At 72.7% G+C, this 21,591-nt stretch carries 21 protein-coding genes; 12 read left to right on the forward strand and 9 right to left on the reverse strand.

Annotated elements, in window-relative coordinates:
* Positions 1-93 precede the first annotated feature (93 nt).
* From hutI to hutU, 4 genes are all read right to left on the reverse strand, one after another.
* On the reverse strand, positions 94-1,374 hold the full coding sequence (gene hutI / locus ACFYZ8_RS34930) for an imidazolonepropionase (protein ID WP_388540848.1): 1,281 nt from the start codon (positions 1,372-1,374) through the stop codon (positions 94-96).
* Complete coding sequence (locus tag ACFYZ8_RS34935; RefSeq protein WP_359035568.1) at positions 1,371-2,708, reverse strand: formimidoylglutamate deiminase; 1,338 nt, start codon at positions 2,706-2,708, stop codon at positions 1,371-1,373. Before ACFYZ8_RS34935 ends, hutI begins: the two co-directional genes overlap by 4 nt.
* The gene (locus tag ACFYZ8_RS34940) at positions 2,705-3,907 is read right to left on the reverse strand and encodes an allantoate amidohydrolase (RefSeq protein WP_388540850.1); all 1,203 of its coding nucleotides are present in this window, start codon (positions 3,905-3,907) and stop codon (positions 2,705-2,707) included. The genes ACFYZ8_RS34935 and ACFYZ8_RS34940 overlap by 4 nt, the downstream gene beginning before the upstream one ends.
* A gap of 83 nt (positions 3,908-3,990) precedes the next feature.
* Entirely contained in the window at positions 3,991-5,655 is a 1,665-nt protein-coding gene (gene hutU, locus ACFYZ8_RS34945; RefSeq protein ID WP_388540853.1) for a urocanate hydratase, read from the reverse strand.
* A gap of 188 nt (positions 5,656-5,843) precedes the next feature.
* Here hutU and ACFYZ8_RS34950 point away from each other — a divergent pair, with 188 nt between their 5' ends.
* The 5 genes from ACFYZ8_RS34950 to ACFYZ8_RS34970 all read left to right on the forward strand — a co-directional run bounded on the left by ACFYZ8_RS34950 (position 5,844) and on the right by ACFYZ8_RS34970 (position 9,730).
* Entirely contained in the window at positions 5,844-7,217 is a 1,374-nt protein-coding gene (locus ACFYZ8_RS34950; protein ID WP_388541016.1) for a diaminopimelate decarboxylase, read from the forward strand.
* A gap of 170 nt (positions 7,218-7,387) precedes the next feature.
* Positions 7,388-7,804: a hypothetical protein gene (locus ACFYZ8_RS34955; RefSeq protein ID WP_388540856.1), complete on the forward strand. Its 417-nt coding sequence runs from the start codon at positions 7,388-7,390 to the stop codon at positions 7,802-7,804.
* A complete protein-coding gene (locus ACFYZ8_RS34960) occupies positions 7,801-8,778 on the forward strand; it encodes a hypothetical protein (RefSeq protein WP_388540859.1) in 978 nt (325 codons plus the stop codon). Before ACFYZ8_RS34955 ends, ACFYZ8_RS34960 begins: the two co-directional genes overlap by 4 nt.
* A gap of 34 nt (positions 8,779-8,812) precedes the next feature.
* Positions 8,813-9,334, forward strand: a complete 522-nt coding sequence (locus tag ACFYZ8_RS34965) for a roadblock/LC7 domain-containing protein (RefSeq protein ID WP_388540861.1) — start codon at positions 8,813-8,815, stop codon at positions 9,332-9,334.
* A gap of 21 nt (positions 9,335-9,355) precedes the next feature.
* Positions 9,356-9,730: a hypothetical protein gene (locus ACFYZ8_RS34970; RefSeq protein WP_053852631.1), complete on the forward strand. Its 375-nt coding sequence runs from the start codon at positions 9,356-9,358 to the stop codon at positions 9,728-9,730.
* Between the two features lie 19 nt (positions 9,731-9,749).
* Here the strand turns inward: ACFYZ8_RS34970 and ACFYZ8_RS34975 are convergent, their stop codons facing one another.
* From ACFYZ8_RS34975 to ACFYZ8_RS34985, 3 genes are all read right to left on the reverse strand, one after another.
* The gene (locus ACFYZ8_RS34975; RefSeq protein ID WP_388541018.1) at positions 9,750-10,304 is read right to left on the reverse strand and encodes a hypothetical protein; all 555 of its coding nucleotides are present in this window, start codon (positions 10,302-10,304) and stop codon (positions 9,750-9,752) included.
* Positions 10,305-10,426: 122 nt separating this feature from the next.
* Complete coding sequence (locus tag ACFYZ8_RS34980) at positions 10,427-11,290, reverse strand: MurR/RpiR family transcriptional regulator (protein ID WP_388541020.1); 864 nt, start codon at positions 11,288-11,290, stop codon at positions 10,427-10,429.
* Positions 11,291-11,295: 5 nt separating this feature from the next.
* Positions 11,296-12,813 carry an aromatic amino acid ammonia-lyase gene (locus ACFYZ8_RS34985; protein ID WP_388540864.1) on the reverse strand — a complete coding sequence of 506 codons (1,518 nt, stop codon included), beginning with the start codon at positions 12,811-12,813 and terminating at the stop codon, positions 11,296-11,298.
* A 141-nt stretch (positions 12,814-12,954) separates the two neighbouring features.
* Between ACFYZ8_RS34985 and ACFYZ8_RS34990 the strand changes: the two genes are divergently transcribed.
* The 5 genes from ACFYZ8_RS34990 (at position 12,955) to ACFYZ8_RS35010 (ending at position 16,747) form a co-directional block, all read left to right on the forward strand.
* The gene (locus tag ACFYZ8_RS34990; RefSeq protein ID WP_388540867.1) at positions 12,955-13,989 is read left to right on the forward strand and encodes an ABC transporter ATP-binding protein; all 1,035 of its coding nucleotides are present in this window, start codon (positions 12,955-12,957) and stop codon (positions 13,987-13,989) included.
* Positions 13,986-14,627, forward strand: coding sequence for an ABC transporter permease (locus ACFYZ8_RS34995; protein ID WP_359035585.1), 642 nt, complete (start codon positions 13,986-13,988; stop codon positions 14,625-14,627). Before ACFYZ8_RS34990 ends, ACFYZ8_RS34995 begins: the two co-directional genes overlap by 4 nt.
* 3 nt (positions 14,628-14,630) lie before the next feature.
* Positions 14,631-15,293: an ABC transporter permease gene (locus ACFYZ8_RS35000; protein ID WP_388540870.1), complete on the forward strand. Its 663-nt coding sequence runs from the start codon at positions 14,631-14,633 to the stop codon at positions 15,291-15,293.
* Positions 15,294-15,303: 10 nt separating this feature from the next.
* A complete protein-coding gene (locus ACFYZ8_RS35005) occupies positions 15,304-16,233 on the forward strand; it encodes an ABC transporter substrate-binding protein (RefSeq protein ID WP_359035589.1) in 930 nt (309 codons plus the stop codon).
* A 70-nt stretch (positions 16,234-16,303) separates the two neighbouring features.
* The gene (locus ACFYZ8_RS35010) at positions 16,304-16,747 is read left to right on the forward strand and encodes a hypothetical protein (protein ID WP_359035591.1); all 444 of its coding nucleotides are present in this window, start codon (positions 16,304-16,306) and stop codon (positions 16,745-16,747) included.
* Positions 16,748-16,756: 9 nt separating this feature from the next.
* Here the strand turns inward: ACFYZ8_RS35010 and ACFYZ8_RS35015 are convergent, their stop codons facing one another.
* Positions 16,757-17,521, reverse strand: coding sequence for an SDR family oxidoreductase (locus ACFYZ8_RS35015; protein WP_359035593.1), 765 nt, complete (start codon positions 17,519-17,521; stop codon positions 16,757-16,759).
* A 151-nt stretch (positions 17,522-17,672) separates the two neighbouring features.
* Here ACFYZ8_RS35015 and ACFYZ8_RS35020 point away from each other — a divergent pair, with 151 nt between their 5' ends.
* Positions 17,673-18,527, forward strand: a complete 855-nt coding sequence (locus ACFYZ8_RS35020; protein ID WP_388540874.1) for a helix-turn-helix transcriptional regulator — start codon at positions 17,673-17,675, stop codon at positions 18,525-18,527.
* Between the two features lie 349 nt (positions 18,528-18,876).
* On the opposite strand, the gene ACFYZ8_RS35025 is transcribed toward ACFYZ8_RS35020, so the two are convergent.
* Complete coding sequence (locus tag ACFYZ8_RS35025; RefSeq protein WP_359035597.1) at positions 18,877-20,265, reverse strand: cystathionine beta-synthase; 1,389 nt, start codon at positions 20,263-20,265, stop codon at positions 18,877-18,879.
* Positions 20,266-20,427: 162 nt separating this feature from the next.
* On the opposite strand from ACFYZ8_RS35025, the gene ACFYZ8_RS35030 reads away from it, so the two are divergent.
* Positions 20,428-21,480 (forward strand): SGNH/GDSL hydrolase family protein, encoded by a 1,053-nt coding sequence (locus ACFYZ8_RS35030; RefSeq protein WP_388540877.1) that lies wholly within the window; start codon positions 20,428-20,430, stop codon positions 21,478-21,480.
* Positions 21,481-21,591 lie beyond the last annotated feature (111 nt).

A 21,591-nucleotide genomic window follows, 5' to 3' on the forward strand; every position in this document is an offset into this window, starting at 1 on the left:
GCCGAGGCCACAAGTTGTCCGGCCCAGACCTGAATGGCCCAAGCGTAGTCAACGTCAGTCAACTGCGGGGGGACGATGGGGCAACTGCGGGGATCACCCTGCTACACGCATGCCCTTCCGCCACACCCCGCTGACCAACGGCACCCCCGGCCGGTAGGCCAGGTGCACATGGCTCGGGGCGTCCAGGAGGAGCAGGTCGGCGCGGGCGCCCGGGGTGAGGCGGCCCACGTCCTCGCGTCGTAGCGCCGCCGCCCCGCCCGCCGTGGCCGACCAGACCGCCTCGTCCGGGGTCATGCCCATGTCGCGTACCGCCAGGGCGATGCAGAAGGGGACCGAGGACGTGAAGGACGAGCCCGGGTTGCAGTCCGTGGAGAGGGCCACCGTGACGCCCGCGTCCAGGAGGCGGCGGGCGTCCGGCCACTCGGCGCGGGTGGAGAACTCCGCGCCGGGGAGGAGTGTGGCGACGGTACGGCTGTTGGCCAGGGCGTCCACGTCCTCGTCGGTGAGGTGGGTGCAGTGGTCGGCGCTGGCGGCGTCGAGTTCGACCGCCAGCCGCACCCCGGGGCCGTAGGAGAGCTGGTTGGCGTGGATGCGCGGGTGCAGGCCCTTCGCCTTGCCGGCGGTGAGGATGGCGCGGGCCTGGTCGCCGTCGAAGGCGCCCTTCTCGCAGAAGACGTCGATCCAACGGGCGTACGGGGCACAGGCGTCGAGCATCTCGCCGGTGACCAGGGCCACATAGGCCGCCGGGTCGTCGGCGTGGTCCGGGGAGACGATGTGGGCGCCGAGGTAGGTGACCTCGTCGGTGTGGGCGGCGGCGATGCGCAGGGCCCTCGCCTCGTCCTCGACCGTCAGGCCGTAGCCGGACTTGGTCTCGAAGGTCGTCGTGCCCTGGCGGAGGGCCTCGCCGAGGTAGCGGGTGAGGTTGGCCTCCAGCTCGGCGTCCGTGGCCGCACGGGTGGCGGCGACCGTCGTACGGATACCGCCCGCGCTGTAGGCCCGGCCGGACATGCGGGCGTTGAACTCCTGGGTGCGGTCGCCCGCGAAGACGAGGTGGGAGTGGGAGTCCACGAAGCCCGGGAGGACCGCCCTGCCACCTGCGTCGACCCGATTGTCAGTGGCGGGTGCTTTGCTTTGATCACCGGTCCACACGACACGGTCGCCCTCGATGGCGACGGCCGCGTCCTGGATCAGTCCGAGGGGGGATCCGTCACCGGAGGAGGGGTCGTTGGTGACCAGGGCGGCGATGTTGGTGATGAGCGTGCTTGCGGTGCTCGCGGAGTGGGCGGGGCTGACGGTCGTCGCGTTGCTCATGGCGTCCTCGGTGGCCTGGTCGGCGGTGGGGGCGGGCTCGCTGCCCGGGTTCCGGCGCTTCATCCGCGCAGGGCTGCTACGGCGTCCGCGAGGGCTTTCGGCACATCCGGTACGAGGGCGTGGACCCCGTCCCGTACGACGTGCCGGCCTCCCACGACCGTGTGCGACACGTCTGCTGCCGACGCGGCGAATACGGCCGTCTCGGCCCCGAGCCGCGGAAGCGGCCCTGCCGTCCTGACCGAGTCGAGGGCGATGGTGGTGAAGTCGGCGAGCGCGCCCGGCTCCAGGGTGCCGGCATCGTCCCAGCCGAGGGCCGCGTGGCCGTCGGCCGAGGCCGCCCGCAGCAGGGCCGCCGCCGTCCAGTGACCTCGTCTGCGGGTGCGCAGGCGCTCGTTGAGCTCCATCGCGCGTGCCTCCTCGAGCAGGTCGATGACCGCGTGGCTGTCGGAGCCGAGGGACAGCGGTGACCCCGCCTGCTGGAGGGCCACGGCCGGCCCGATGCCGTCGGCGAGGTCCCGTTCGGTCGTCGGGCACATGCAGGTGCCGGTGCCGCTGCCGCCGATCAGGGCGATGTCCTCGTCCGTGAGGTGGGTGCTGTGGACGCCGGTGGTGCGCGGTCCGAGGACCCCGTGCTCGGCGAGCAGCCGGGTGGGCGTGCAGCCGTGGGCCTCACGGCAGGCGTCGTTCTCGGCGGTCTGCTCGGACAGGTGGACGTGGAGCGGGGCCCGCCGCTCCCCGGCCCAGCGCGCCACGGTCGCCAACTGGTCGGCGGGCACGGCCCGTACGGAGTGGATCGCCGCACCGATCCTCGCGTGATCCCGGTCCTTGAGAACTGAACAGCGTTCGGCCCAGGCGTCGGCCGTGCCGTCGGAGAAGCGGAGCTGGTGGGTGTTGGGGGGCTCACCGAAGCCGGAGGAGAGATAGGCCGTGTCGAGGAGGGCGATGCGGATGCCGGCGTCGGCGGCGGCCTCGATCAGCGCCTCGCCCATCGCGTTGGGGTCGGCGTAACGGGTTCCGCCGGGCGCGTGGTGCACGTAGTGGAACTCGCCGACCGCCGTCACCCCCGCGAGCGCCATCTCCGCGTACACGGCGCGGGCGAGGGCGTGGTAGGTCTCCGGGGTCAGCTTGTCGGCGAACGAGTACATGACCTCGCGCCAGGTCCAGAAGGTTCCGGAGCCGACCTGGACGGTGGAGCGCAGGGCCCGGTGGAAGGCGTGCGAGTGGGCGTTCGCCAGCCCCGGCAGGGTCAGTCCGCGCAGGATCTCGGCGCCGGGGGGCGGGGTGGCGAGGCCGGTGCGGACGCCGGTGATGCGGCCGTCCCGTACGTCCATGGCCACGCCCGGCTCGACGTGGGTGTCGAGCCAGGCGTGCTCCAGCCAGTAGGTCTTCGCTGTCACCTGCAGGCCAGCCCTTCCAGTACGTCGGCGAGTGCGAGGACTCCGGCGACGCAGTCGTCCTCGGCGGCGGACTCCGCCGGGGAGTGCGAGACACCGGTGGGGTTGCGCACGAACAGCATGGCGGTCGGGATGCTCCCGGAGAGGATCCCGGCGTCGTGTCCGGCGCCGGTTCCGAGGACGGGCACCTTGAGGTCGGTGTCGCTGCCCAGGATCCGGGCGAGTTCGTCGCGCAGGGCGTGGTCGAACTCGACGACGGGGGTGAAGGACTCCCGGACGATGTCGAGGGCGATGCCGTGAGCGTCGGCGTACTCCCGGGCCGCCTTCTCGATGCCGCCGACCACCTGGTCGAGGCTGTCCTGGTCGGCGGCGCGGGAGTCGAGCCAGCCGCGCACCAGGGAGGGGATGGCGTTGACGCCGTTCGGCTCGACGGAGATCTTGCCGAAGGTGGCGACGGCACCGGCGAGTTCGGCCTCGCGGCGGGCGGCGAGCACGGTCTCGGCGTACGACAGCATGGGGTCGCGCCGGTCCACGAGGCGGGTGGTGCCGGCATGGTTGGCCTCGCCCCGGAAGTCGAACCGCCATCGCCCGTGCGGCCAGATGGCGCTCGCGATGCCGACCCGGTCGCCGGAGAGGTCCAGCGCCCTGCCCTGCTCGACGTGGAGTTCGACGAAGGCGCCGATGCGGGCGAGCCGCTCGGGGTCGGCGCCGATGCCGTCGGGGTCGTACCCCGCCGCCTCCATGGCCCGCGGGAGGGTGACGCCGTCCCCGTCGGTCAGCAGGTGCGCCTGCTCGACGGTGAGCTGCCCGGCGGTGAGCCGGGACCCGACACAGGCGAGCCCGAAGCGGGCGCCCTCCTCGTCACCGAAGTTGACGATGGCGAGGGGTTTGGCGAACTCGGCCCGCCGCGACCGGAGTTCGTCGAGTGCGGCGAAGGAGGACACCACTCCGAGGGGCCCGTCGAAGGCGCCCCCGTCGGGCACGGAGTCGAGGTGCGACCCGGTGACGACGGCGTCCCCCTGGGCCGGGTCCCCGAGCCAGGCCCACTGGTTGCCGTTGCGGTCGACCTCGTAGGCCAGTCCGCGCGCCTCGGCCTGCTCCTTGAACCAGGCCCGGCACTCGGCGTCGGGCCCGGTCCAGGCGAACCGGCGGTAGCCGTGGGAGTCGGGGTGCCGTCCGACGGGGAGCAGCTCGCGCCACATCTGGTGGAAGGAGGGGGTGCTGTGGCTTTGCGCCGTTCCGGAGGTTCCGGAATTTCCGGAGGTTCCCGAGGTTCCGCCCACCGTCACGCCGAGTCACCCTCGCGCATCGGAACCCGCACGCCCCGCTCGTCGGCGACGGACTCGGCGATGTCGTACCCGGCGTCCACGTGCCGGATGACGCCCATGCCCGGGTCGTTCGTCAGCACGCGGCGGACCTTCTCGCCGCCCAGCTTGGTGCCGTCGGCCACCGTGACCTGGCCGGCGTGGAGGGACCGCCCCATGCCGACGCCGCCGCCGTGGTGGATGGACACCCAGGAGGCGCCCGACGCCACGTTGACCATGGCGTTCAGCAGCGGCCAGTCGGCGATCGCGTCGGAGCCGTCGAGCATGGCCTCGGTCTCCCGGTAGGGGGAGGCGACGGACCCGGCGTCCAGGTGGTCGCGTCCGATCGCCAGGGGTGCCGCCAGCTCGCCGCTCGCGACCATGTCGTTGAAGCGCTCGCCGGCCTTGTCGCGCTCGCCGTAGCCGAGCCAGCAGATACGGGCGGGCAGGCCCTGGAAGTGCACCCGCTCACCCGCCATCTTGATCCACCGCGAAAGGGACTCGTTCTCGGGGAACAGCTCCAGGATCGCCTTGTCGGTCTTGGCGATGTCGGAGGCCTCACCGGACAGCGCGGCCCAGCGGAAGGGGCCCTTGCCCTCGCAGAACAGCGGGCGGATGTAGGCGGGGACGAAGCCGGGGAAGGCGAAGGCCCGGTCGTATCCGGCGAGTTGGGCCTCGCCGCGGATCGAGTTGCCGTAGTCGAAGACCTCGGCGCCCGCGTCCATGAAGCCGACCATGGCCTCGACGTGGCGGGCCATCGACTCGCGGGCGCGGACCGTGAACCCGGCCGGGTCCTTGGCCGCGGCGGCCGCCATGTCGTCGAAGTCGACGCCCACCGGCAGGTACGCGAGCGGGTCGTGCGCCGAGGTCTGGTCGGTGACGATGTCGATGGGCGCGCCCTCGGCGAGCATGCGCGGCAGCAGTTCGGCGGCGTTGCCCAGCAGGCCGATGGAGAGCGGACGGCGGGCGTCACGGGCCTCGACGGCCAGCTGGAGCGCGTGCTCCAGGCTGTCGGCCTTCACGTCCAGGTAGCGGTGCTCGATGCGCCGTTCGATGGCACGCGGGTCGCAGTCGATGCAGATGGCGACGCCGTCGTTCATGGTGACCGCGAGGGGCTGGGCGCCGCCCATGCCGCCGAGGCCGGCGGTGAGGGTGATCGTCCCGGCGAGGGTGCCGCCGAACTTCTTCGCGGCGACGGCGGAGAAGGTCTCGTAGGTGCCCTGGAGGATTCCCTGGGTGCCGATGTAGATCCAGGAACCGGCGGTCATCTGGCCGTACATGGTCAGGCCGAGGGCCTCCAGGCGGCGGAACTCCTCCCAGTTGGCCCAGTCGCCGACCAGGTTGGAGTTGGCGATCAGGACGCGCGGGGCCCACTCGTGGGTCTGCATCACGCCGACCGGGCGGCCGGACTGGACCAGCATGGTCTCGTCCTGCTTGAGGGTGCGCAGGGTGCGGACCATGGCGTCGAAGGAGCGCCAGTCGCGGGCGGCCTTGCCGGTGCCGCCGTAGACGACGAGCTTGTCGGGGTGTTCGGCGACCTCGGGGTCGAGGTTGTTCTGCAGCATCCGCAGGGCGGCCTCCTGCTGCCATCCCAGGGCGCTCAGTTCCGTACCGCGCGACGCTCGTACGGGGCGGGGTCCTGACATGGTCTGCCTCCTGGGGGCTCTGCCGCGGATGGTCGCGTGCCGGTTGTTGCTGTCGATATTCACATCCTGTCTTTCTGAATAGAACTAGTCAATACGTTCTGGCGTCAGCATCGGTAGGAGAGAGAAGTTTCAGGACAGGGATGTACGGCTGGACACCCGAGGCGCGTGACGAGCAGGACGGGGACGTGATGGACGAGTACGGCACCACCGGCGAGGGGCGGGCCGTCCGCCGGGACGAGGCGGTGCGGGCGGCCGTGGAGCAGGGCCTGCTGGGGCCGGACGCTCCCGTGGTCGGGCTTCTCGACGTCACCGGCATCCGGGAGTCGGCGGCGGAGCTGCGCGCGGCCTTCGCCGAGGTCACGGCGCCGGGCACCCCGGTGCTGCACGCGTTCGCGGTGAAGGCGACCCCGCTGGTGCCGGTGCTGCGACTGCTGCGCGAGGAGGGCATCGGCGCGGAGGTGGCGAGCCCGGGCGAACTCGCGCTGGCGCGGGCGGCCGGGCTCCCGCCGGAGCGGACCGTGCTGGACTCGCCCGCCAAGACGCCGGCCGAGCTCAGGGAGGCGCTGGCGCTGGGCATCGCGGTCAACGCGGACAACCCGCAGGAGCTGGACCGCATCGACGGCCTCATGAGGTCGGCCGTCAGCCGCTCCCCGCTCGGCATCCGGGTCAACCCGCAGGTCGGCGGCGGCTCCATCGGGGCGACCTCCACGGCCACTCAGACCTCGAAGTTCGGGGTGGCGCTGCGCGACGAGGGGGCGCGCGAGTGGGTCGTGCGGGCCTTCCTCGACCGGCCCTGGCTTTCCCGGCTGCACGCGCACACCGGCTCGCAGGGCGTCCCGCTCTCCCTGATGGCCCAGGGGATCGCGGAGACGTACGCGCTCGCCGAGGAGATCAACCGGCGCATCGGGCGGCCGCAGATCGACACCATCGACATCGGCGGCGGACTGCCGGTGAACTTCGCCTCGGACGTGACGACACCGACGTACGGGGAGTACGCGCGGGCGCTCAGGGAGGCGGTGCCGGGGCTGTTCGACGGGCGGTACGGGCTGGTCACCGAGTTCGGGCGGTCGCTGCTGGCCAAGCACGGCACCATCGTGGCGCGGGTGGAGTACGCCAAGAGCGCGGGCGGGCGGCCGGTCGCGGTGACGCACGCGGGCGTGCAGGTGGCGACGCGGACGGTGTACGTACCGGACTCGTGGCCGCTGCGGATCGCGGCGTACGACGGCAAGGGGCGGCCGAAGAGCGGGCCCGAGGTGGTCCAGGACGTGGCGGGACCGGCCTGTTTCGCGGGCGACCTGCTCGCCGAGGGGCGCGCGCTGCCGCTGCTGGAGCAGGGGGACTATGCGGCGGCGCTGGACACGGGCGCGTACTACTTCGCGCACCACTACGCGTACAACTCGCTGGCCCGCCCGGGCGTCCACGGCTTCGCCCCGGACCCGCGGACGGGAGGCGTACGTTTCGCGACCGTGCGGGCCCCGCAGACGCTCGCCTCGATCGTGGCCGAATCCGGAGGGGCGCACGCCGGTGCGCTCACCACCCTGCACGCGCCCGGGAACCGTTGACACACACCGCGGGATGCGCCGATCAATGGGCCGGTAAATCAAGGCAAGTTGACCCACTCTAGCCACCCTGAGCATGTTCCACCGGAAAATGCCAGATCCCTCACCCCTCGCGCACACGTTGCGTAGTTTCGGCGTCACTCAGCCGAACCCCAGGTGGGAGGGGAACCACGGTGCAGGGAATCGACGAGTGCCTGCTGGAAGCCATGCGGCTGCCGGGTGCGCGGGGGGCCGCGCTGGTCGACTGGACGAGCGGGCTGGCCCTGGGCGCCGTGGGGGAATCCCCCGGCGGCGACCAGGAGGCGGCCGCCGCGGAGGCCGCCGAGCTCGCCCGGCTCGCCGCCGAGCAGCGCGCGTTCGCCTCCGAGAGCCTCCCGGTCACCGAGGCGGGGGCCGCCGGGGAGGAGCCGGATCCACCGGTCGAGGACCTCATCCTCAGCAACCGGGACAGCTACCACGTCCTGCGGTTCGTGCCGACGTCGTTCGACAGCAGCGTGTTCCTGCACCTGTGGCTGGCCCGCGCGGAGGGCAACCTCGCGCTGGCCCGGATCCGGCTCGGTGAGATGGCCGGACGGCTGGAGCTCGGATGACGGCGGTCCGCACCACGCCCGCCACCCCGCCGCCCCGGCTCCCGGTGCGCGACAAGGCGGCCGCGACGGACCGCGGCTGGGGCGGAGTCTCGCCGATGCTGACCCGGCTCGCCGCCGAGCGCGCCACCGGCATCCTGGTGCGCGAGCGCGGCACCCTGCACCTCGCCGACGGCAAGGTGGTGCACGCCGAGAGCCCGGCCGCCCCCGGCGCCGACGTCCTGCTCGCCGCCCACGGCACGCTGGACGCCGAGGTGTGGCGGCAGGCCCTGGCCGAGAGCATCGCGAGCTCCGGGAGCGCCGGCACCGGGGCCCGCCGTCTCACCGGTGCCCAGGCCGTGCACCGGGCGGGCCGCCGGCTGGTCGAGGGCGGGCTGCTCACCCCGGGCGCCCTGGAGCTGTGCCGGCTGACCGCGCTCTACGACGCGGCCTACTTCGCCCTCGCCCCGAGCAGCACACCGGGCCGCTTCCGCTACGGCACCGAGGACGGCCCGGACGGACCTCCCGGCGAGGCCGACGCCCCCGACGACGCCCCCGACGACACCCCCGGCGTCCCGCACCCCGTGCCGGTCGCCGAGCTGGAGCGCGAGACCCTGCGCCGCCGCGACCTGCTGCACCGCATCTGGCCGGACGCCCTGCCCGACGAGGTGCCGCTGACCCGGGAGCACCGCCCCGCTCCCCCGCTGCTCCCGGCCCGGCGGCAGGCGGTGCTGGCCCGCGTGGACGGCGTCCGCACGGCGGCGGAGATCGCGCGCGAGCTGGGCCGCCCGGCCTTCCACACGCTGGTGGACGTACGGCGGCTGGTGGCGGCCGGAGTGGTCTCGCCCCGTCCGCCCGCCTCCCTCACGCAACCTCAGCCCGGCCTACCCGGTCTTTCCGGTCTTTCCGGTATGCCCGCCGAGGGCTCCCCCGTCGAGCCCGTCGATCCCCACATCACGTTGCTGAAGAGGCTCAGGGATGCGCTGGAGGCCCTTTGAGCGGCAGCGGATCCGTGCCGAGAGGAGAGACCTGATGGCAGCAGCTCAGGACACCATCCTGGAGGAGCTGCGCCGGCTCAGAGCCCGGGTGCCGCAGCTCACCGGCGCCCTCGTGGCCGACGCCGAGGGTCTCGTCCTCGCCCAGGACACCCCGGGCGTCGACCCGGAGGCCGTGGCCGCGCTCACCGCGGCCACCCGGGCGCTCGCCGCCCAGCTGTCCGACGAGACCGGCCAGGGGGACCTGCGCGAACTGCTCGTGCGGGGCGTGTACGGCTACGTCGCCGCGTACGGGGCGGGCGCCGGGGCCGTCGTCACCCTGCTCGCGCAGGACCGGGTCAATGTCGGCCGCCTCCACCTGGAGGGCCGCCGGGCCGGGGCCCGGATCGGGGAGCTCGTCGACAGCGCGCTCGCCGAACCCGCACAAGCCATCACGAAGGCGCCCGCGAAGCCTGCTCCGGCCCGTGCCAGAGCGGCCCGCACGTCCCGGGCCAAGCCCGTGGACACCCGCGCCGCGGCCACCGCCCCGACGGCGGCCCGCACCACCACCGAAAGTTGAGAGAACCGAGGAGACACAGTCATGGCCAACACCGAAACCGCACTGAAGGAGGCCCTCGCCTCCATCGAGGGCGCGACCGGCGTCGCGCTCGTCGACTACACCAGCGGCATGGCGCTCGGCACCATGGGCGGCAGCAAGGGCTTCGACCTGAACGTGGCCGCCGCCGGCAACACCGACGTGGTCCGCGCGAAGATGCGCACGATGGAGCACCTCGGGCTCAAGGGCCAGATCGAGGACATCCTGATCACCCTGTCCGACCAGTACCACCTGATCCGCCTGATCAGCGGGCGCGGTGGCAACGGGCTCTTCCTCTACCTGGTCCTGGACGCCAAGCGCTCCAACCTCGCGATGGCCCGCCACCAGCTGCGGGCCATCGAAGCCGACCTGGAGGTGTGACCCCGCCCCGAAGCAGAGGCTAGACGAGTGCCGCGGTGCGGCGGCGCGCTCCTCCCGGGGCCGCGTCGCCCGCCGCGATACCCGTGCTGCGGTACGCCTTGACGGCCTTGCCCGCCGGGCGTCCGCCGTCCGCGGCGAGCCAGTCCACCCGCACCCACAGCAGCGCGTCCAGGTCCCGCTCGCGCCGCCCGAGCCAGGCGGCCTTGAGCGCGAGGCCCGTACCGCACCCGGCGAGCAGCATGCCGCCCGCGACGGGCACGGCGACGTTGCAGCCCAGCGCGACCAGCCAGGCCAGCAGCAGCCACCAGCGGTGCCCTCTGCGCCAGTTGCGCACACTGACCGCCCGGTCCTGGAGCACGTCGTGCCGGCCCGCGCGGGCCGCCGCCCGCCCCAGCGCGGTGTACCGCCCGCGCCGGCCGTACGACACCACGGCCACGGCGACGATGAACAGCGCCGCGCCCGCCATCACCCCGATCCGGCGCCCGGTCAGCCCCGGGATCAGCAGCCCGACGCCCGCCGCGAACACCCCGAGCCACCACAGGGGTGCGGCCCCGGCGCGCACGACGACGGCCACCCGAGCCAGCCCCTGAGTCCTGCGATCTGCGTGTGCCACGTCCCGCCTCCTCGTCGTCCTGGCACAGTCCTGCCGGTCGGGGAGGGTAGCGAGCGAACGTGAGACCAGTCTGAAAAAGCGCCCTACTCGACGAAGAGTCCGCGCGCCGCGGCCCGCGTGTCGAACTCCTCCAGCCGGGCCTGGGCGTCCGGCAGGTCGTCGCACATCGCCTCCAGCAGCACCCGGCCGAGCAGCATCGGCGCGCAGGCGGTGTCGAAGGCGAGGCCGGTGCCGACGGCGGCGGGCAGCAGGAGGTCGGAGACCTTGGCGACGGGGGCGAAGGCGGAGTCGGCGACCGTGACGACGCTCAGGCCCGCCTCCTTGGCGTAGGCGAGGGTGTCGACGACCTCGCGCGGATGCCGGGGCAGCGCGAAGCACAGCAGGGCCGAGGCGCCCGCGCGGACGGCGGCGTCGATCCGGTCGTGGATCATCGTGCCGCCCTCGTGGAGCAGCCGTACGTCCGGATGGACCTTGGCGGCGAAGTAGGCGAAGCCGTACGCCTGGGAGGCGGCGGCCCGCAGACCGAGCACCGGCAGCGGGCGGGAGGCGGCGAGCAGCCGGCCGGCCTTCCGCACCGGGCGCGGGTCGGCCAGGACCTCCGCCAGGTGCCTGAGGTTCTCGATCTCGGCCTCGACGGCCTGCTGGTACTCGTTGTACGAGGCCGAGTCCGCGCTCTGTTCGGCGGGCGCGACCTCGCGCAGGTGCCGGCGCAGCGCGGGGTAGCCGTCGAAGCCGAGGGCGACGGCGAAGCGGGTGACGGAGGGCTGGCTGACCCCGGCCAGTTCGGCCAGCTCCACGCTGGACAGGAACGGCACGTCGGCGGCGCGCCGCACCATGCTGTGCGCGATGCGCCGCTGGGTCGGTGTGAGCCGGTGCCCCTCGAACAGTGCCTGAAGCCGTCCCGCGGGAGTGTCCGCCACACCCGCCCCGCCCATCGCCCCACCCATGTCGCTCATGCCTCGATCCCCCTCCAGATGTCCGTGAACCGGTCGAGCAGTGCCGCCGCCGCCGTCACGTCGCCGGTCAGCGGCCGGTCGGCCGGGTCCTCCGCCAGCACCGCCTCGGCGAGCTCCAGCGCGCGGCCCACCGGGAGGTCCGGGTCGGGCCGGAGGTCGCGCTGGCGCAGCGCCCGTACGGCGGCGACGAGTTCGCAGCCGACGACGAGACGGTACGCGCCGCGCGCCCGCAGTGTCTGACGGGCGGCGAGCGAGGCGAAGCTGGCCTGTTCCTCGACGCCCCGGGAGAGTACAGCGTGGCCCAGCGAGGCGGGCGCGGAGAAGGCCCGCAGGTCGCCGAGGGCGGCTCCGGCGGCGTACTCCAGGATCATCACGCCGGAGGAGGCGGGCTCCGGGTCGGCGAGGAAGGGCCTGAGGCGGGTGAAGGCGGGCTCGTTGAGGGTGGAGAGCCGGGACGTGGACAGCCGGGCGACCTGGGTGAGGGCCAGCCTGAAGTGGTCCAGGGCGAGGGCGAGTTGGGCCTGGTAGAAGCCGCCGTGGTGGTAGGCGGCCATGTCCTCGGGGCAGATGAGGGGGTTCTCGGCGGCCGCGTTGATCTCGATCGCGAGGACCTCCTCCAGGGCGTCGGCGGCGTCGTGCGCCGGGCCGTGGATCTGAGGCAGGCACCGGAAGCCGTACGGGTCCTGGATGCGGCCGAGCGGCGGGGTGGGCCGGTCCTGGGCTCCGATCAACTCCCGCATCCTCCGGGCCACTTCGGCGGACCCGCGGTGCGGGCGGGCGGCGTGCACGGGAGCGGCGTACGCCTCGTGCGACCCGTCCACGGCGAGCAGCGACAGTGCCCCGACGACCTGGGTGGCCTCGACGAGCCCGCGCAACTCGTGCAGGGCGAGGGCGGCCTGGCCGAGGGTGAGGGCGTTGCTGCTGATGAAGGCGAGGGCGTCGTTGTTGTCGAGCTGCTGGGGCTCGGGGGCGCCGGGTCCTCTCCAGGGGTGCTCTCCGGCCAGCGCAAGACCCACCTGGGCCAGTGCCGCGATGTCACCCGTGCCCACCGAGCCGAACTCGTTGACGACCGGGTGGGCGCCGCTCTCCAGCGCCTCGCACAGGGCCGTCACCACCGTCGGCCGCAGTCCGGCACCGCCCGCGAGGAGCTGGTTGGCGCGGACCGCGAGCGTCGCGCGGACCTGCCGGGCGGGGAGTTCCTCGCCGATGGCGCCGGCGTGGCTGCGCAGCAGCCGCAGGCCGTGTTCGGCGGCCGCCTCGGTGGGCACGTCCTCGTTCCGGTTGGCGCCGACGCCGGTCGAGCGGCCGTAGACGCGTCCGGTCGCGGCGATCTGCCGGGCGGCGTCCCAGGACTCGGTGACCCGCTTCATCGCGTCGGTCCCGGGCACCGGTCGCGCGCTCCCGTCGGCGAGGCGGACGACGTCCGCGACGCCGAGCCCGATCCCGTCGAGGATCACCAGGCCGGTGTGCCCGGCCGTGATGGGATCAGGAGAGTCCACGATCCGAGACGACATATAGCCCAAACTCCCCTCAAGGCGGACACCTGATCTTGCCTGGCGGTCATCCGTTACCTCGGATTAACACCGAACCGTTGACAAACTATTCAGCTACCGAGAACTCTGCATGACGTTATACAGCCGGGCAAGGGACATCTCATGATCCAGTTCGACGCGGTCCACAAACGCTTTCCCAACGGCACGACAGCAGTGCACGATCTCACCCTCGACATGCCGGAAGGCGGCGTGACCGTCCTCGTCGGATCCTCCGGTTGCGGCAAGACGACCACCCTCAGGATGATCAACCGGATGGTCGAACCGACCTCCGGCACCATCAAGGTCGGCGGCAAGGACGTCACCGACCAGGACGCTGCCGAACTGCGCCGCTCCATCGGCTACGTCATCCAGCAGTCCGGCCTCTTCCCGCACCGCACGGTGCTGGACAACATCGCCACCGTCCCGCTCCTGCTCGGCCACGGCCGCAGGAAGGCCCGCGCCCGCGCCACCGAGCTGCTGGAGACCGTCGGCCTGACCGCCGAGGCCGGCAAGCGCTACCCGCACCAGCTCTCCGGCGGCCAGCAGCAGCGCGTCGGCGTCGCCCGCGCCCTCGCCGCCGACCCGCCGGTGCTCCTCATGGACGAACCGTTCGGCGCGGTCGACCCGGTGGTGCGCACCCAGCTCCAGGACGAACTGCTCCGACTCCAGAAGGAGTTGAACAAGACCATCGTCTTCGTCACCCACGACGTCGACGAAGCCGTCCGCCTCGGCGACCGCATCGCGATCTTCCGCACCGGCGGCCACCTCGTCCAGTGCGCCCCGCCCGCCGAACTCCTCGCCCGCCCCGCCGACGCCTTCGTGGCCGACTTCCTCGGCGCCGAGCGCGGCCTGAAACTGCTCTCGCTCAAGACCCTCGCCCAGGTCCCGCAGGGCCCCGCGCCGGAAGGGACCGCCTGGTCCCTCGTGTGCGACGCGGCGGGCAGGCCCCTGCACTGGGCGACCGACGCCGCCGAAGTCCCCGTACGGCCGCTCAAGGACGGCGACTCCCTGCTCGCCGCCCTCGACGAGTCCGTCGCCTCCCCCACCAGCCTGGTCGCCCGCGTCGACGCCGACGGCGTCCTCACCGGAGTCACCTCCCGCGACGACATCCACCGGCACGCGGGCCTGGCCCACAGCGAAGCCCGGGTGGCCGCATGACCATCGACTGGTCGTGGATCTCCGGCCACACCGACGACCTGACCACCCTGACGGTCTCCCACCTCCAGGCGGCCCTGACCGCCGTCTTCCTCGGCCTGCTGATCAGCCTGCCCCTCGCGGTGGTCGCCCACCGGATCCGTCCCCTGCGGGGCTTCCTGCTCGGCCTCTCGAACGTCCTGTTCACGATCCCCTCGATCGCGATCTTCGTGCTCCTGCTGCCGGTCAGCGGCCTCACCCGCACCACCACCGTGATCGGCCTGACCGTCTACACCCTGGTCGTCCTGCTGCGGAACACCGTCGAGGGCCTCGACTCGGTCCCCGCGAAGACCAAGGAAGCCGCGAAGGCGATGGGCACCCGCCCCCTGCGCACCCTGCTGACCGTCGAACTCCCCCTGGCACTCCCCGTGATCATGGCGGGCGTCCGCATCGCCACGGTCATGTCCATCTCCCTGGTGTCGGTCGCCACCTACATCGGCGACGGCGGCCTCGGCCAGCTCTTCACCGACGGCTTCCAGCGCGACTTCCCGACCCCGGTGATCGTGGGCGTGGTCCTCACGCTCCTGCTCGCCGTGGTCGCGGACGCCCTGCTGGTGGCCGTGCAGTACGCCCTGACCCCGTGGCGCCGGAAGCGAGCCTGAGCGATGTACGAACTCCTCAAGAACCTCGGCACCTGGCTGACCAGCGGCTCCCAGTGGGCCGGCCCCGACGGCATCGCCCACCGCCTCGCCGAACACCTCCAGTACTCACTGCTCGCGACCCTCATCGCGGCCGCGATCGGCCTCCCCCTCGGCCTGCTCATCGGCCACACCGGCAAGGGCGCCTTCGTCGCTATCAACCTCGCGTCCTTCGGCCGCGCCCTGCCCACCGTCGGCCTGGTCGTCCTGGTCTTCCTCGCCGGCGGCCTGTCCATGCTCCCGGTCTACGTCGCCCTCGTCGCCCTCGCCGTCCCGGCGATCGTCACCAACACCTACGCCGGCATGACGGCCGTCGACCCGGACGTGAAGGACGCCGCCCGCGGCCAGGGCATGCGCGGCCACCAGGTGCTGTTCCAGGTCGAACTGCCCCTCGCCCTCCCCCTGATCATGACCGGCCTGCGCCTGGCACTCATCCAGGTCGTCGCCACCGCGACCATCGCGGCCTACGTCTCCTTCGGCGGCCTCGGCCGCTACGTCTTCGACGGCCTCGCCCAGCGCGACCTCGTGCAGGTCCTCGGCGGCGCGGTGCTGGTCGCCGTCATCGCCGTAGCCCTCGACCTGCTCCTCTCCGCCCTCCAGCGCTTCCTCTTCCGCCACCGCACCGCGTAAGGACCCTCCGATGAACCGACGCACCCTCCTCGGCGGCCTCCTCGCGGCGGCCTCCGTCCCCGCCCTCTCCGCCTGCTCCAGCGGCATCACCTCCCTCGACGGCGGCGGGACCACTTCCGGCGGCAGCGGCGCCGGCAAGGGCGGAATCACCATCGGCACCGCCAACTTCACCGAGAACCAGGTCCTCGGCTACCTCTACGCGGCCGTGCTCCAGCAGGCCGGCGTCAAGGTGAAGGTCCGCCCCAACCTCGGCACCCGCGAGATCGTCATCCCCGCCCTCAAGGCCGGCGACATCGACCTGCTGCCCGAGTACCAGGGCGCCCTCCTCAACTACCTCGCCCCCAAGGACGCCTCCGCCGAGCCCGGCACCATGCAGAACGCCCTCACCCTGGCCCTGCCCGCCGGCCTCCAGGTCCTCCCCTACGGCCAGGCCGCCGACTCCGACTGCTTCGCCGTCACCCGCGCCACCGCGAAGAAGTACGGCCTCGTCACCCTCGCCGACCTCGCCAAGCACAACGGCGAACTGGTCATCGGCGCCGCCCCCGAGGTCAAGAAGCGCCGGGTCGGCGCCGTCGGCCTCAAGGACGTGTACGGCGTCGAGTTCAAGGAGTTCAAGTCCCTCGACTCCGACGGCCCGCTCGTCAAGGGCGCCCTCAGGAAGGGCGACGTCGACGTGGCGAACCTCTTCACCACCGACACCGACATCGCCGCCCACGACTGGGTCGTCCTCACCGACCCCAAGAACCTCATCCCCAGCCAGCACATCGTCCCCCTCATCGCCGACCGCAAGGCCGACGACACCGTCCGCAAGGCCCTCGCCCGCCTCGGCAACATCCTCACCACGGCCCAGCTCACCCAGCTCAACAGCCAGGTCGACAACGACAAGAAGGACCCGGAGGACGTGGCCAACGCCTACGCGAAGCAGCACGGGCTGGCCTAGGAGGACCCCCGGCGCAACAGGGGGGATATCCCCAGTGCGGGCACCCGTCCCCCTGCCTACCGTGGTTCCCATGACCGGAATGGATGCGCGGGACCCCGAACTCAAGAAGGAACTCAACGCCACCCTGCAGGCCCGCAGGGAACTCGGCGAGGAGTACGAGTCCGCGCTGGTCGACTCGTTCCTGGAGAAGGTCGACCAGCGGATCGACGGCGCCGTGGACCGCCGGCTGCGCCGGCAGCTCGCCGAGCAGCAGATGGTGACGGCCCGCGGCGCCCGCTCGCCCAAACCCACCGACTCCTTCGGCGAACGCTTCGGCTTCGGCATCGTCTCGCTGGTGCTGGCCATCCCGCTCTCCGGGATCGGCGGCGGCGTCGCCCACCTGCCCGGCCTGCTGGTCACCTGGGTCGGCATCGTCGGCGTCAACGCCTTCCAGGCGCTGCGCCTCAACCCCGACCTCTTCCGCGGCGGCCGACGCGCCAAGCCGTCCTCCCGGAGCAGCGACTGGGAAGGCTGACCCCGGCGCTCACACCTGCGCGGTCGGCAGCACCACGACCTGGCGCAGGTTGACGTGCCGGGGCCGGCTGGTGACGTAGGCGACGAGGTCCGCGAGCTCCGTGGCCGCCAGCATGCCCGTCGCCTCGGCCATCCCGCCGAGCTGCTCGCGCAGCCCGTCGTTGTCGATGTGCGTGCCGAGCTCGGACTCCGTCAGCCCCGGCTCGATGTTGGTGACCCGCACACCGCGCGGCCCGAACTCGTTCCTCAGCAGCGCCGACAGCTGGGTGACCGCGGCCTTCGTCGCCCCGTAGACGGCGAAGTCGGTGAAGGTCGTGACGTGCGCGCCGATCGACGAGACGTTCACCAGATCCGCGCTACGGCCCTGCGCCGCCGCCTCGTTCAGGTCCCCGGCGAACGCGCCGATGACCCGCAGGACACCGGTGACATTGGTGTCGATCATCCGCTGCCACTCGTCGACCCGGGCGTCCGTGATCGGGTTCGGCAGCATCACGCCCGCGTTGTTCACCACCAGGTCGACGGCCCCGTACGCCGCGTGGACGCTCTCCACCGCGGCCGCCACCGACGCGTCGTCGGTCACGTCGGCGACCACGGCCAGCGCCTGACCGCCGTCGGCCCGGATCTTCCCGGCGACCGCCTCCAGCCGCTCACCGCGCCGCGCCAGCAGCGCGACCCGCGCCCCCTGCGCGGCCAGCAGCACGGCGACCGCCTCACCGATCCCGCTCGCCGCCCCGGTGACGACAGCGGTACGTCCGGCCAGATTCTCGTACGACATCGACGTGCTCCTCGGCTGGGATGTCCGCCGGGGTGACTCCCCGGCCTCGGACACCACCCTGCGGCGCCCCGGCCGCCGTACCCAGGGATGCGCTTTTCCTGGGTCTGCCAGTACCAGGTTCCCGGCCCCGTCCTCCCCTACGATCGAACCCATGGACGGGGACCTCGGAGACTTCTTACGCTCACGCCGCGCCCGCATCCGGCCCGAGGAGGTGGGACTGCCCTCGCACGGCCGGCGCCGCGTGCCCGGGCTGCGCCGGGAGGAGGTCGCGCAACTGGCCGGAGTGAGCGTCGACTACTACATCCGGCTGGAGCAGGGCAGGGGTCCTGGGGGCCCCTCCCGGACGAAGTCCGGGGGAGTCTCGGACGCGGTGCTGGACGCCGTCGCGCGCGTCCTGCGCCTGGACGAGACCGAGCGCGCCTACCTGCACGCGGTGGCCCGCCCCCGCCGACAGGCCGAGCGCCCGACCCGCCCCCGCGTCCGCCCGGGCGTCCAGCTCATGATCGACGCCATGGACCGCACCCCGGCCTTCGTCCTGGACCGCCGGATGACCGTCCTCGCCTGGAACGCCCTGGCCGACGCGGTGTTCGGCTACAGCGCCGCCACGGCCAAGGCGCGCAGCGTCCCGCGGTACGTCTTCCTCGACCCCGCCGCCCGTGACTTCTACCCGGAGTGGCAGGCCGTGGCCGCCCAGAGCGTGGCCCACCTGCGGGTCCTGGCGGGCCATCACCAGGAGGACCGCGAACTGACCTCGCTCGTCGGCGAACTCTCCCTCAAGAGCGAGGACTTCCGCCGCCTGTGGGCCGACCACCAGGTCAGGGAGTGCGCCTACGGTGTGAAGCGCCTCCGGCACCCGGTGGCGGGCCTGCTCACCTTCCCGTACGAGACCCTCACGATCCCCGGGGACGGCGACCAGAGCCTGCTCGTCTACACCCCGGAACCGGGCTCGGAGACGGCGGAGCGGCTGGCGCTGCTGGGAAGCTGGGCGTCGAGCCCCGCGCGCTGAGGCCGCGCGCAGAAGCCGCGCGCAAAAAAATATCGCGGGGACCGCCGCACCCCCGTTGCCGGGGGGCGGGACGACGGCGGTCCCCGCGAGGGACGTTGACCGGGTCAGGCCGGGTCTCACGTCCGGCGTCCATGGAGGTCCGGGAGCCGCTCCGGAGGTCCTTGGACGTTCGGTGCCGGCCTGGCGGGGAGCCGCTCCCGCCCTGCCGACATCCACCAATGTGCCGGACCCGTGTTAAGCGTGTGCTGCGCGGACGTGACACGCTCGTACCAGTTCCGCGAAGTCCACCCTTTCGGTAGGAAACCGCAAGGTCCGCCGCCGGCACCCGGGGTTCACCGGACGTTTGCCGCTACTTCCCGCCCTTGGCGAGGAAGGCCAGCAGATCCTGCCGGCTGATCACCCCGGTGGGCTTGCCCTCGACGAGGACGATCGCGGCGTCCGCCGAGCCGAGGACCGACATCAGGTCGCCGACCGGTTCGCCGGAGCCGACCTGGGGCAGCGGGGCCGACATGTGCTTCTCCAGCGGGTCCTCCAGCGAGGCCCGCTGCGTGAACAGGGCGTCGAGCAGCTCGCGTTCGACGACCGAGCCGACGACCTCCGCTGCCATCACGTCCGGGTGACCGGCACCCGGCTTGACGATCGGCATCTGCGAGACGCCGTACTCGCGCAGCACCTCGATGGCCTCGCCGACCGTCTCGTCCGGGTGCATGTGGACGAGGGAGGGGATGGCGCCGTGCACCTTGTCGTTGAGGACGTCGGCGACGCGGGCGCTGGGGCCCTCGTCCTCCAGGAAGCCGTAGTCGGCCATCCACTCGTCGTTGAAGATCTTCGAGAGGTACCCGCGTCCGCTGTCCGGCAGCAGGACCACCACCACGCCGTTCTCGTCCAGGCGCTCGGCGACCCGCAGGGCCGCCACGACGGCCATGCCGCAGGAGCCGCCGACCAGGAGGCCCTCCTCCTTGGCGAGGCGGCGGGTCATCTGGAAGGAGTCCTTGTCGGAGACGGCGACGATCTCGTCGGCGACCGTGCGGTCGTAGGCGGTCGGCCAGAAGTCCTCACCGACGCCCTCGACGAGGTACGGCCGTCCGGAGCCGCCGGAGTACACCGAGCCCTCGGGGTCGGCGCCGACCACCTGGACCCTGCCGTCGCTGGCGTCCTTCAGGTAGCGGCCGGTGCCGGAGATGGTGCCGCCGGTGCCGACGCCCGCCACGAAGTGGGTGATCTTCCCCTCCGTCTGCTCCCACAGCTCGGGGCCGGTGGAGTGGTAGTGGGAGAGCGGGTTGTTCGGGTTGGAGTACTGGTCGGGCTTCCACGCGCCGGGCGTCTCGCGCACCAGCCGGTCGGACACGTTGTAGTACGAGTCCGGGTGCTCGGGGTCCACGGCGGTCGGGCAGACGACGACCTCGGCGCCGTAGGCCCGCAGGACGTTGATCTTGTCCGTCGAGACCTTGTCGGGGCACACGAAGATGCACTTGTACCCCTTCTGCTGCGCCACGATGGCGAGCCCGACCCCGGTGTTTCCGCTGGTCGGCTCGACGATGGTGCCCCCGGGCTTCAGCGCGCCGCTCTCCTCCGCCGCCTCGATCATGCGCAGCGCGATGCGGTCCTTCACGGAGCCGCCGGGGTTGAAGTACTCGACCTTGGCCAGGACGGTCGCCTTGATGCCCTTGGTCACGCTGTTGAGCCTCACGAGCGGGGTGTTGCCGACGAGGCTGATCATCGAGTCGTGGAATTGCACCGTTGTCTCCGGATGCTTGCAAAAGAAGTGGTCCTAGTGGTCCAGCCAGCCTATGGCCTGTTCGGGCGCCATGACGGCCGTTCACTCCCCGTTGGGATTGGGCCACGGTCCGTGCGGGGCAAGGAGTGGGTGTAGCGGGTACGACGGAGGTGGCGGCGACGTATGACGAGCATGTCGAGGGCGAGGACGGCCAGGCGGATCGCAGCCGGCGCGGCATACGGCGGCGGCGGGATCGGTCTGGTCGGGGCGGCGGCCATGGGCCTGCTGCTGGCGGAGGTGCGGCTGGCGAGACGGCAGGTGGGCAACGGCACGACGCCGCACGTCCCGCAGGCCGAGGGCCGGTACGGCCACGTCTACGCGGCCGTCGGCGATCCGCCGCTGCGCCTGACGATGCTGGGGGACTCCACGGCCGCGGGCCAGGGCGTGCACCGGGCGGGCCAGACTCCGGGCGCGCTGCTGGCCTCGGGGCTCGCGGCGGTGGCGGAGCGCCCGGTGGAACTGCGCAACGTCGCCCTGCCCGGGGCCACCTCGGACGACCTGGACCGCCAGGTCGCGCTGACACTGGCGGATCCCGAGCGGGTCCCGGACATCTGCGTGATCATGATCGGCGCGAACGACGTGACGCACCGGATGCCGGCGACGCGTTCCGTACGGCATCTGTCCGCGGCGGTACGGCGGCTGCGCACGGCCGGTGCGGAGGTCGTGGTCGGCACCTGTCCCGACCTGGGCACGATCGAGCCGGTCCAGCAGCCGTTGCGGTGGCTGGCCCGCCGGGCCTCGCGCCAGCTGGCGGCGGCGCAGACGATCGGCGCGGTGGAGCAGGGCGGGCGCACGGTGTCGCTGGGCGATCTCCTGGGCCCGGAGTTCGAGGCGAACCCGCGTGAGCTGTTCGGTCCGGACAACTACCACCCCTCGGCGGAGGGGTACGCGACGGCGGCGATGGCGGTGCTGCCGACGGTCTGTGCGGCCCTGAGCCTGTGGCCGGCCGACGAGGACCGTCCGGACGTCTCGCGCCGCGAGGGCTTCCTGCCGGTGGCGCGGGCGGCGGCGGAGGCGGCCTCGGAGGCCGGTACGGAGGTGGCGGCGGCGATGCCGACCGGTCCGACGGGGCCCTGGGCGCTGCTGAAGCGCAGGCGCAGGCGGCGGGTGCGGGCGACGGAACCGGCTCCTGCCGTGAATGCCGGTCCAGGCGATTCCAGCCCGTCCGGCGTTTGAGGACGAGGCGGACGAGGCCCTTCGGGCCGATGGGGGTCTGGGGGCACAGCCCCCAGGACGGGGCTGCGCCCCACCGGCCCGCGGCTGTGTCGGCTCAAGCGCCGTAGGCCC

It is taken from the genome of Streptomyces sp. NPDC001668, assembly GCF_042893155.1.
Taxonomy (GTDB): Bacteria; Actinomycetota; Actinomycetes; order Streptomycetales; family Streptomycetaceae; genus Streptomyces.